At 70.3% G+C, this 11,303-nt stretch carries 9 protein-coding genes; 4 read left to right on the forward strand and 5 right to left on the reverse strand.

Annotated features, from left to right (window positions below; genetic code table 11):
- Positions 1 to 95 precede the first annotated feature (95 nt).
- On the forward strand, positions 96 to 1,013 hold the full coding sequence (locus PL79_RS04310) for a LysR family transcriptional regulator (protein ID WP_044845398.1): 918 nt from the start codon (positions 96 to 98) through the stop codon (positions 1,011 to 1,013).
- 230 nt (positions 1,014 to 1,243) lie between these two features.
- Here the strand turns inward: PL79_RS04310 and PL79_RS04315 are convergent, their stop codons facing one another.
- Both PL79_RS04315 and PL79_RS04320 read right to left on the reverse strand, forming a co-directional pair.
- On the reverse strand, positions 1,244 to 2,224 hold the full coding sequence (locus tag PL79_RS04315) for a PDR/VanB family oxidoreductase (RefSeq protein ID WP_044845358.1): 981 nt from the start codon (positions 2,222 to 2,224) through the stop codon (positions 1,244 to 1,246).
- 330 nt (positions 2,225 to 2,554) lie between these two features.
- Positions 2,555 to 3,958 carry a spinster family MFS transporter gene (locus tag PL79_RS04320; RefSeq protein WP_044845357.1) on the reverse strand — a complete coding sequence of 468 codons (1,404 nt, stop codon included), beginning with the start codon at positions 3,956 to 3,958 and terminating at the stop codon, positions 2,555 to 2,557.
- Between the two features lie 410 nt (positions 3,959 to 4,368).
- Here PL79_RS04320 and PL79_RS04325 point away from each other — a divergent pair, with 410 nt between their 5' ends.
- Positions 4,369 to 5,499 (forward strand): porin, encoded by a 1,131-nt coding sequence (locus PL79_RS04325; protein WP_044845356.1) that lies wholly within the window; start codon positions 4,369 to 4,371, stop codon positions 5,497 to 5,499.
- 32 nt (positions 5,500 to 5,531) lie between these two features.
- Here the strand turns inward: PL79_RS04325 and PL79_RS04330 are convergent, their stop codons facing one another.
- Together PL79_RS04330 and PL79_RS04335 are read right to left on the reverse strand one after the other, a co-directional pair.
- Positions 5,532 to 6,563 carry a LysR family transcriptional regulator gene (locus PL79_RS04330; RefSeq protein ID WP_044845355.1) on the reverse strand — a complete coding sequence of 344 codons (1,032 nt, stop codon included), beginning with the start codon at positions 6,561 to 6,563 and terminating at the stop codon, positions 5,532 to 5,534.
- Entirely contained in the window at positions 6,560 to 7,534 is a 975-nt protein-coding gene (locus tag PL79_RS04335) for an AraC family transcriptional regulator (protein WP_044845354.1), read from the reverse strand. Before PL79_RS04335 ends, PL79_RS04330 begins: the two co-directional genes overlap by 4 nt.
- A gap of 149 nt (positions 7,535 to 7,683) precedes the next feature.
- On the opposite strand from PL79_RS04335, the gene PL79_RS04340 reads away from it, so the two are divergent.
- Both PL79_RS04340 and PL79_RS04345 read left to right on the forward strand, forming a co-directional pair.
- Positions 7,684 to 8,790, forward strand: a complete 1,107-nt coding sequence (locus PL79_RS04340) for an NAD/NADP-dependent octopine/nopaline dehydrogenase family protein (protein WP_044845353.1) — start codon at positions 7,684 to 7,686, stop codon at positions 8,788 to 8,790.
- Positions 8,787 to 9,797: a 3-hydroxybutyryl-CoA dehydrogenase gene (locus PL79_RS04345; RefSeq protein WP_044845352.1), complete on the forward strand. Its 1,011-nt coding sequence runs from the start codon at positions 8,787 to 8,789 to the stop codon at positions 9,795 to 9,797. The genes PL79_RS04340 and PL79_RS04345 overlap by 4 nt, the downstream gene beginning before the upstream one ends.
- A 110-nt stretch (positions 9,798 to 9,907) precedes the next feature.
- On the opposite strand, the gene PL79_RS04350 is transcribed toward PL79_RS04345, so the two are convergent.
- Complete coding sequence (locus PL79_RS04350) at positions 9,908 to 11,245, reverse strand: MFS transporter (protein ID WP_044845351.1); 1,338 nt, start codon at positions 11,243 to 11,245, stop codon at positions 9,908 to 9,910.
- Positions 11,246 to 11,303 lie beyond the last annotated feature (58 nt).

The raw sequence follows: 11,303 nt of genomic DNA on the forward strand, positions 1-11,303 counted from the left end.
CGGCATCGGGTACCCAGTCTCGTCTTCCGCTACATATCCGTCAAATTGATCTAAAATTGCCAATCAAATAAATGCGGCAAATGATGGAGGTCACGATGACATCGGTCGATCATCTCGATCTGAACCTGTTGCGGGTGTTCCAGGCGATCGTCGAGGAGCGCAGCCTGACCAAGGCCGGCGAGCGGCTTGCGCTGTCGCAGCCGGCCGTCAGCTATTCGCTCGGGCGGCTGCGCACGCTGTTCGACGATCCGCTGTTCGTGCGCACGCGCGCGGGGATGCAGCCGACGCCGGTCGCGCTCGAACTCGCGGGGATCGTCGGCAAGGCGCTCGACATGGTGCGCGTCGCGCTGCGCTATGCGGAGCGTTTCGATCCGGCGTCGAGTACGCGCACGTTCCGGCTGTCGCTGTCGGATGCGGGCGAGATGGCATACCTGCCGCCGATCTGCCAGGCGCTGCGCGAGCGCGCGCCGCGCGTGACGCTCAGCGTGCAGCCGCTGCCGGTGGAGGAGATCGAGGAGGCGCTACGCGCGAGCCGGCTGGACTTCGCGATCGGCAACCTGCCGGAGCTGATGCCGCGCACGCGCCACCAGCTGCTGTTCGAGGAAACCTACGTGTGCATGACGGCGCGCCGGCGCGGGCTGCCGGCCGGTGCGGCGCTGAGCCTCGAGCAGTTCGTGCGCGCCGCGCACGTCAACGTGAAATCGGTCGAGCACAGCCACCACGCGCTCGACGACGCGTTGCGCGCGCAGGGCGTGGGCCGCAACATCGCGCTCGAAGTGCCGCACTTCGTCGCGCTGCCGAGCGTGCTGTCGGTCACCGATCTCTATGCGACGCTGCCGAAGCGGCTCGCGCGGATCCTGAACCGCGACAACGCGTTCCGGCTCTACGAGCTGCCGGTCACGCTGCCGCCCGCGCCGGTCACGATGCACTGGCACGAGCATTTTCACGAGGACGAGGGGATCGCGTGGATGCGCGCGCTGCTCGCTGAGATCGTCGAGCGGTTCGACGCGTGACGGCGGGGCGGCGTGCTGGGGCGGCTCTGCGAGTCGCCAGCGCAACGGCACATTGGTCGATCAGTCGATCAGCGCCGCAGCACGTCAGCGCCCGCCGCGCCGCAGCACGTCAGCACCTCAGCACGTCAGCACCTCAGCACCTCAGCACCTCAGCACCTCAGCACGTCAGCACGTCAGCACGTCAGCACCTCAGCACCTCAGCACCTCAGCGCCTCAGCGCCCGCCGCGCATCACAGATCGAGAACGAGCACCGCCGAGCGCGCCCGCGACACGCAGCAGCAGATCACCGTGTTGCTCGCGCGCTCGGCCTTGCTGAGGCAGTGGTCGCGATGATCGGGCTCGCCGTCGAGCACCGGCACCATGCAGGTGCCGCACACGCCTTCGCCGCATGACGTATCGACCTCGATGCCGATGCGTGCGAGCGCGTCGACGATCGACGTGCCGGGCGCGACGCGCACCGCTTGGCCGCTGCGCTGCAGGCGCACTTCGAAGCCTTCCGCCGGGGCGGCGTCGACAGCGGCGTCGGCCGCGACGGATTCCGCCGCGAAGCGTTCGAGATGAATCGCGTCTTCCGGAAGCCGCGTGGCCGCCGCCGCGACGACGGCATCCATGAACGGCCCCGGCCCGCACGTATAGACGTGCGCTTTCGCGTCGATCGACTCGACGCAGCGGCCCAGTTCGGCCGCGAGCGCATCGGGCCCGATCCCGTAATGGAAGGTCACGCGCGACGCGAACGGTTCGGCCGACAGTTCGTCGACGAAGGCCGCGTGTTCACGGCTGCGCGCGAAGTAGTGCAACCGGTAACGCGCGCCGCTCTGCGCGAGCGCGTACGCCATCGACAGCAGCGGCGTGATGCCGATCCCGGCCGCGACCAGCACATGCTCGCTCGCGTCGTCCGCCAGACGAAACAGGTTGCGCGGCGCGCCGATCGACAGCTCGGCACCGACGCGCACGTCGTCGTGCAGCGAGCGCGAGCCGCCGCGCGACTGCGCTTCCTTCTTCACCGCGAACAGATAGCTGCCGCGTTCGTCGGGGCGCCCGCACAGCGAGTATTGCCGCGTGACGCCGGACGGCGCGGTGACGTCGATATGGGCGCCCGGTTCGTACGCGTCGAACGGCTGGCCGTCGACGCGCGAGACCCGGAAACAGCGGATGTCCTGCGCCGCGTCGATCAGCGCGTCGATCCGGACCTGGTGGCGGTTCGCTTGCATGGGGTGTTCCGTGGGGTAGGAGAAACCGGCGCGGCGGATACCGCGCCGTCATGCAACCGAGAATAAGGACGGGCATCGCATAAATCAAATCGATAAAAAAGCGATGCCGGAATCAGTGAGGTGGATGATGGTCGGCGCTCAGCGTGGCGGCCGCGGCGTCGACGATCGCGCAGGCGGTGCGCCGAATACGCGATCGCTGACCAGTGCGACTTCAGCGTGCGGCAGCGGCGCTGCCGCCGTCGACGGCCGCCTCAGCCGAAGCCGAAGCCGAAGCCGACGCCGAAGCCGACGCCGAAGCCGAAGCCGACGCCGACGCCGACCAGCGCGACTTCAGCGTGCGGCAACAGCGCTGCCGCCGTCGACGGCCGCGTCAGCCGAAGCCGACGCCGACGCATGGCCGCGTTCGCGCTCGAGGCTGCGTCGATACTGCCGGCAGCCGACGGCCAGCAACAACGCGGCGAGCGTGGCCGCCACGACGTTCACGATCGACATCGAATGGCCGACCGCCGCCGGCGCGCCGAACACGCGATCGGTGAACAGCGCGACGACGGTCGTGCCGATCCCGAGCGCGATCAGGTTCGACACGAGCAGGAACAGCGCGGAGATCTGCGCGCGCATCTGGTTCGGCGCGAGCGTCTGCATCGCGGCGGTCGACGTCGGCATCGGGAACGACGCGAAGAACATCGCGACGACGAGCATCGCGAGCGATGCCGGCAGGCTGTCGAGCTGCGTGAACAGCGTCGCGGGGATTACCATGCACGCGGCGCCGATCGCGCCGGCGCGCATCGGCGCATCGCTGCGGCCGCGGCGCAGCAGCCAGTCGTTGAGCCAGCCGCCGCAGAACACGCCGGCGGTATTCGCGACGAGCAGCACGATGCCGAGCGTGTAGCCGGCTTCGACGGCCGTCATCCCGAAGCGGCGGATATAGAACGCGGGCGTCCAGCTCAGCAGGCAGTACAGCGTCATCGCGTAGAACGAGAAGCCGAGATAGTGGCACGCGAAGGTCGCGCGATGCGTGCCGACGAAGCGCAGCGAATCGCGCATCGACACGCGCCGCACGGCGCCCGAGCGGTCCTGCGCGAGCCCCTTGCGCTGCGGGTCGCGCACGGTCGCGGCGAACAGCAGCGCGACGAGGATCCCCGGCAGCCCGACGATCAGGAACGTGACCTGCCACGCATGCACCTGCCCGACGACCGGCAGCGTGAACGCGCTCGCATGCTTGAGCAGCGCGATCACGTAGCCGCCGATAAGGAACGCGACGCCGCCGCCGATGAACGAGCCGAGCGAATACACGGCGATCGCGCGGCCGAGCTTCTCCTTCGGGAAGTAGTCGGCGAGCATCGAATACGCGCCGGGCGACAGCGCGGCCTCGCCGACGCCGACCCCCATGCGCGCGACGAACATCTGCACGAACTGCTGGCTGAGCCCGCACGCGGCGGTCGCGACGCTCCACAGCGCGATGCCGAGCGCGATGATGCGCGGGCGCGCGTAGCGGTCGGCGAGATACGCGACGGGCAGGCCCATCACCGCGTAGAACAGCGAGAACGCGAAGCCGTTCAGCAGGCTGAACTGCGTGTCGGTCAGGTGCAGGTCGCGCTTGATCGGTTCGATCATCAGGACGAGCACCTGGCGATCGACGAACGAAAAGACATACGCGAGCATGCAGATGACGACGACATACCATTCGTACGTATAGCGCTTGCCGTCGGCAGCGCGGGCCGTGGGTGCGGACATGCGGATTCTCCAGGAGCGGGCGGTGGGGAAGCGCGGCGCGGGCCTCGCGGGCCGGGCGCCGTCGCGGTGCGAAAGCGTGCGGGTGACACGATCGGAGACGCAGCGTAGTCGGCCAAATTCGGCCGCCATAGCCGGAGTGACAGCCGCGCCACACGGACATTTACCGACGCGGATAAAGAAAACACCGAGGCCGTGCGCGCGGGCCGCCGCGCGGCGCACGTGCGGCGGCGCGTGCGCGCATCATGCGGCGCGTCTATAAGCGTTATAGAGCGCATTGCGTCGACGTCCGAAATTGTTGTTCCTAGACTCGGCCCGTTTTTGATCGGCAGCGTTCGCATCCGAATGCGAACGCGCTTCATGTCAAACGGCGCGTTGCCGACACGCGCCGGCATTTCCACGGGACGACCAAGATGAACCATTCGAACGGGCGGGCCGACCGGCTTGCCGTACCGCTTGCCACGCTGGCGGCCGCGCTCCTTGCGTGCGCATCGCTGCCGGCTGTCGCGCAATCGAGCGTGACGCTCTACGGCCGCATCGACACCGCGATCGAATATGCGAACGCCGGGCCGAACCACGTGACGCGCATGGGCAGCGGCAACCTGTGGGCGTCGCAGTGGGGGCTGAAGGGTGTCGAGGATCTCGGCGGCGGCTACGCGACGATCTTCAAGCTCGAGGACGGCTTCAACGCGGCGAGCGGCGCGCTGTCGAACGGCAGCGCGCTGTTCGGCCGCGAGGCGTGGGTCGGCATCACCGGGCCGTTCGGCGGCGTGCAGTTCGGCGAGCTCTACACGATCGTGCACACGACGCTCGTCACGTACAGCCTGCCCGGGCTCGGCGCGGGCCTCGCATGGGGCAACGCGACGAACAACTTCGTCGGCCCCGCGTTCCTGCGCGTGCGCAACTCGCTGCGCTACACGTCGCCGCGTTACGCGGGCTTCATGCTGCGCGCGATGGCCGCGCGCGGCACCAACGGCGCGGCCGGCCAGCCGGCGACGCTCGGCGACACGTACGGCGCGGGCCTCAACTACGTGCGCGGCGGGTTGTCGGTCGACGTCGACTACATGCAGCAGAAGTTCAGCCCGGTGGCGGCATCCGCGCTCGGCGTCACCAGTTCGGCCGCGAACGGCAACTACACGGTCGGCGCGATTTCGTACGACTTCAACATCGTGAAGGTCGCCGCGCTGTACATGCGGCATCGCGGCGGCCCCGACGTCGCGGCCGCGATCGACAGCCAGAGCGCGTATCCGCACAGCGACACGATGGAACTCAGCGCGACGGTGCCGATCGGGCGCGCGTCGCTGCTGCTGAGCATCGGCCACTACCGGAAGGTCGCCGACAGCGACGGCAACGCCGATTCGTACGGTATCCGCTTCGACTATCCGCTGTCGAAGCGCACGGTGCTGTACACGGGCGCCGCGATGGTGCGCAACGGTGCGCACGCGCGCTTCGTCGTCAATGGCGCGGCGGGCGGCGGCGTCGCGGTCGCGAAACCCGGCGCGACCGCCAGCTCGATCGTCGCGGGCATCCTCACGGCGTTCTGATCGCCGAGGTCGGCCTGCGCCCACCCGCGTCGCTATGCGCAGGCGGGCGGCTGCGGCGCGAGCCATGCGTCGAACGGCGCCTGCCGGCCGATGTCGAACAGCTCCAGCAGCAGCGCGCGCAGCCACCGATGGCCCGGGTCCGCATCGAAGCGCCGGTGCCAGTACGCGTTGACGGCCCATTCGCCCGCGCCCGCGATCTCGTAGAGCGTGCACGGCTGGCGCGCCGCGAACGTGAGCGCGACGGTCTCCGGCAGGATCAGCGCGTAATCGCCGTGTTCGAGCAGCGCCGGCACCACCAGGAAGTCGGGCAGCGCCGCCCGCACGCGCGGCATCAGGCCGTGCCGCTCCAGCAGCTGCATCGATTGCGGATGCGCGGTCACCGCGACGAAGCGCAGCGCGTCCGGCGCGTCGCCGTCGAGCACGAAACCGCCGGGTAGCGCGAGGCGCTGCGCGGTGCGGCGCGGCATCAGCAGCACGCAGCGTTCGTGCAGCAGCGCGGTCCGCTGGAAATGGCTCGATGCATCCGCGAAATGACCGAGCGCGAAGTCGATGCGGCCCGATTCGAGCGCGACGTTGAGCTGGCATTCGTCGACATGCAGCGTCTCGATCACCGCGCCCGGCGCGCGTCGGTCGAATGCCGCGAGCAGCGTCGGCAGGAACGCGCTCGCCGCGAAGTCGCTCATGTGCAGCCGGAACACGCGCTGGGTGCTGTCCGGCGCGAAGCGCGAGCCTTCGTCGAGCACGTCCTGCAGGATCGCGAGCGCCTTGTCGACCGATAGTGCGAGCCGTTGCGCGCGCGGCGTCGGCTCGACGCCGGTGCCGGTGCGCACGAACAGCGCGTCGCGAAACATCAGGCGCAGCCGGCCGAGCGCGTAGCTCACCGACGGCTGCGTGACGCCCAGCCGCAACCCTGCGCGGCCGACGTGCCGTTCTTCGTACACCGCGCGAAACGTCTTCAACAGGTTCAGGTCGAGGTCCTGCACGCGCAGGCCGTCGGGCGCGTCCGCGTCGTGCGCCGCGGGTTCGGGGCGGGCCGGCGGCCGGCCGGTGGCGGAGTGCGTCATGGTGCTTGCCTCGCGGTGACGGAAGGCAGGTGGCCGTAACGCCGCGCATACGCCTTCGCGAAATGGCCGAAGCCGTGAATGCCGTGCGCGATCAGCACGTCCGTCACGCTGCGCGCGTCGCCGCGCTGCAGCGCGGCGTGCACCGCGGCCAGCCGGCGCTCGCGCACGTAGGCGGCCGGCGTGGTGTTCAGGAACGCGCGGAACGCATGCTGGAGCGTGCGCGGCGCGACGCCCGCGACGGCCGCCAGCGCGGCGAGCGCGAGCGAGTCGCCCAGGTGCGCGTCGACGTGGTCGCACGCGCGGCGCACGTGTGCCGGCAGCGGCGGCGTGCCGCGCGTGAGCGCGGCGCTGTACGAATGCGGCAGGTGCGTGAGCAGCAGCGCCATCAGCCACGCGCTGAGATCGGCGCCGAACGTCGTGATCGACGTGCCGATCCCCGGCTGCGCGCCGAGCCGGCACAGGTATTCGAAGGTCGGCAGCACGAGCGCCGCGCCCGCACCGTTGCCGCCGGCCGCGAGATCGAACTGCAGCGGCCGCGTGAGCGTCGTGTGCAGCATGTCCTGCAGCTTGCGCTCGAGTGCGCCGCGTTCGAGCCGCAGCACCAGGTTGCGGCAATCGGGGCTCGTGCTCAGGCGGCTCGCGAGCGCCGGCGACGACACCGTCAGCTGGCCCGGCCCGGCGCGTGCGACCACGTCGCCGGCCTGCAGCTCACATGCGCCCGACAGCGTCAGCCGGAACAGGAAATGCCCGGCATCGTCGCCGAACTCGATGCGCGTCTCGCGGCCGTAGCAGAGCTCGAGCAGTGCGCCGTGATGCAGCGGCACCTCGTACAGCTCCGCATGAAACGGATCGCGGCCGTGCGCGGCCATCCGATGCGGCCCGAGCCGGTGCGCGACCGCGCGTTCGACTTCGTCGGGCGCATGCAGCGTGCCGAGCCGGTTCGGCGCATGTCGGGAAAGGGCGATATCCATGCGGTGGCCTCGTGTCGGATGGATGGATGCGACGTCGTGCGCATCGCCGCGATTACGTTGCGCGAACGGGCGCGCCGTTGCGCGTTTTGAAGCGACGCGACGTGCGCCGCCGCGTAGTCTCGGCAACACTCACTCACCGGGAGACGACGATGAAGGTATGTGTACTGGGCGGCGGCCACGGCTGCCATGCGGCCGCGATCGACCTGTTCGAGAAGGGCCACGACGTGACGTGGTGGCGGCGCGACCGCGAACCGCATGCGCGGCTGCGCGAGCTCGGCGCGTTGCAGGTGACCGACTATCGCGGCAGGCGTGCCGTGCCGCTCGGCGACGCACCCGGCGCGATCCGCCTGAGCGACGATCTCGCGGCCGCGCTGCGCGGCGCGCGGCTCGTCGTGGTGCCGCTGCCGGCCGTCTCGCACGATGCGCTCGCCGCGCAGGTCGCGCCCCTGCTCGAGGACGACCAGGTCGTGTTCCTGCCGCCCGGCACGTTCGGCAGCGTCGTGTTCGCGCGTGCGGCGGCCGATGCCGGCAACCGCGCGCGCGTCGCTTTTGCCGAGACCGGCACGCTGCCGTACCTGGTACGCAAGCATGGCGACGACGCGGTCGTGATCAGCGCGTATGCGACGCGCCTGCCGACCGGCGTGTTTCCCGCGAACGCGGCGACCTGGGCGTTCGACGTGCTGCGCGCGGGCTACCCGTCGGTCGAGCCGGTCGAGGATGCGCTGTCCGGCGCGCTGATGAACGCGGGCCCGGTGATTCATCCGCCGCTGATCCTGATGAACGCCGGGCCGCTCGAACACTTCGACGCGTGGGACATCCACAACGAAGGCACGCAGCCGTCGATCCGCCGCGTGACGAATGCGCTCGATGCCGAACGCATCGCGGTGCGCGAGGCACTCGGCTACCGCGCGCCGCATTTCCCGCTGGCGGACCACTACGCGACCGACGGCGACGAATGGATGTACGGGCGTGGCGCGCACGGCAAGCTGACCGACAGCGGCGACTGGCGCGAGAAGATCGATTTGCGCACGCATCGCTACATGCTCGAGGACACCCGGCTCGGGCTGTCCTTCATCGTGTCGTGCGGGCGCTGGGTCGACGTGCCGACGCCCGTTGCGCAGGGGCTGCTGAGCGTCGCGTCGGCGGTGACCGGCCGCGACCTGTATGCGCAAGGGCGCACGCTGGAGGCGCTCGGCCTCGCCGCGCTGTCGCGTGACGCGATGCGCGCGCTGCTCGATGCGGGGTACGCCGCATGACGCCCGCCGCTGACGTGACGCGCGTGCACGTGCTCGGCGCGGGACGCATGGGGCAGGGGATCGCGCTCGTCTTTGCGTTCGCGGGCCTCGACGTGACGCTGATCGACTTCAAGCCGCGCGACGCGCAAGGCTGGCGCGTATTCGAGGATCGCACGCGCGGCGAGATCGCGCGGCCGCTGCATGCGCAGGTGGCACTCGGCCGGATCGATGGCGACCAGGCCGCGGCCGTCGTCGCCCGCATCGCGCTGGTCGCGCGTGAGGGCGCGGCGTCCGCGCTGCGCGACGCCGGCATCGTGTTCGAAGCGCTGCCCGAAGTGCTCGATGCGAAGGCCGACGCGCTGCGCTGGCTCGGCGCACATGTCGATGCGCGTGCAACGATCGCGTCGACGACGTCGACGTTCGTCGTCACCGAGTTGCAGCGCCATGTCGCGCACCCCGAACGGATGCTGAATGCGCACTGGCTGAACCCGGCGCTGCTGATGCCGCTCGTCGAGATCAGCCGCAGCGACGCGACCGATCAGCGGGTCGTCGACGCACTGGCCGCGCTGCTCGAACGCGTCGGCAAGAAGCCGGTGATCTGCGGGCCGGCGCCCGGCTACATCGTGCCGCGCATCCAGGCGCTCGCGATGAACGAGGCGGCACGCATGGTGGAAGAGGGCGTCGCGAGCGCCGAGGACATCGACATGGCGATCCGCACCGGCTTCGGCCCGCGTTTCGCGGTGCTCGGGCTGCTCGAGTTCATCGACTGGGGCGGCTGCGACATCCTGTACTACGCGTCGACGTATCTCGCCGGCGAGATCGGCCCGCGCTTCGCGCCGGCCGACAGCGTCGTGCGCAACATGGCGGCCGGGCGCGACGGCGTGCGTAGCGGCGCGGGGTTCCACGACTATGCGCAGGTCGACGTGCCGGCCTACATGCGGCAGCGGCTCGGCGAATTCGCACGGCTGCTCGACCACCTGGGACTGGCGCCGGTGTTCGACGGCGCGCGGCGCAGCACGGACGCATAGGACGGTCGTCGCGGCCCGGTGCGATCGTCGTGCAGCGCACGCGTGCATGCGGTACCGCAAACCGGTGTGTCGTTCGCCGGCCGGAAGCGTCGCGTGCGCGGCGGCTACGCTCATGCCGCGTCGCCGCGCGTGTCGGCAGCAGGCGCGCCGCGCGTCTCGCGCATCACGCACAGCGTCGCGACGGTCACGAGGCCGAGCGCCACGAGGAACAGCGACACGGGCCACGACGCGTGATAGCGCGCGAGCAGTGCGGTCGCGATCAGCGGCGACATGCCACCCGCGAAGATCGACGCGACTTCATGGCCGAGCGCGACGCCCGAATAGCGCACCTCGGTGCTGAACAGCTCGCCGACCAGCGCGGGCAGCGTGCCGATCATCGCGCCGTGGCTCACCGCGGTGCCGACCGTCAGCGCGAGCCACACGAGCGGCGTCGCGCGCGTGTCGAGCAGCCAGAAGAACGGAAACGCGCACGCGACGAGGCTCAGCGCGCCGATCAGGTACACGGGCTTGCGGCCGATCCGGTCGGACAGCCGGCCCCACGCGAGCATCGCGCCCATTTCGACGATCATCGCGATCATCACGCCGGTCAGCATCACGCCGTTCGGGATGCCGACGTATTTGCCGTAGACGAGCGAGAACGCGAGGAAGATGTACGCACCGCCGTTTTCGGCGACGCGCAGCCCCATCGCGAGCAGGATTTCCTTCGGATGGCGGCGGATGCATTCGACGATCGGCAAGTGCGTGTGTGCGCCGCGCTTGCCCGCCTGCTCGTAGTCGCGGCTTTCCGGCAGGTGGCGGCGGATGTAGATGCCGATCGCGAAGATCGCGATGCTCGCGAGGAACGGCAGCCGCCAGCCCCAGGTGCGGAACGCGTCGTCGGGCAGCGCCTGGGCGGCGAGAAACGCGGCCGACGACAGCACGAAGCCGCCGCCGACGCCGAGCTGGCTCCACGCCGCGTAGTAGCCGCGCTGCTCGGGCGGCGCGTTCTCGCTGATCATCAGCACGCCGCCGCCCCATTCGCCGCCGGACGCGATGCCCTGCAGCAGCCGCAGCACGACGAGCGCCGCCGGCGCCCACAGGCCGACCTGCGCGTAGGTCGGCAGCAGGCCGATCGCGAACGTCGACGCGCCCATGATCAGCAGCGTCCATACGAGCGACGCCTTGCGGCCGTAGCGGTCGCCGACATGCCCGAACACGATCCCGCCGAGCGGCCGCGCGACGAAGCCGAGCGCGAACGCGGCGAACGCCGCGAGGCTGCCCGCGAGCGGCGACGCGCCGGGCGGAAAGAACACGTGGCCGAACACGAGCGCGGCGGCCGTGCCGTAGACGAAGAAGTCGTACCACTCCATCGCGTTGCCGGCGACGGAGGCGATGACGATGCGGCGAAGCTGCCGGTCGGCGAGCGGCCGGGCGGCGCTCGGGGATTGCATGGTGTCGGTCGGGTACATGGCGGACTCTGAAGGGGGCGGGTGCGTGCCGTCTCTGCGACGCATGCGGCACTGCGGG

The sequence above is a fragment of the Burkholderia sp. USMB20 genome, from assembly GCF_000949135.2.
GTDB lineage: Bacteria > Pseudomonadota > Gammaproteobacteria > Burkholderiales > Burkholderiaceae > Burkholderia.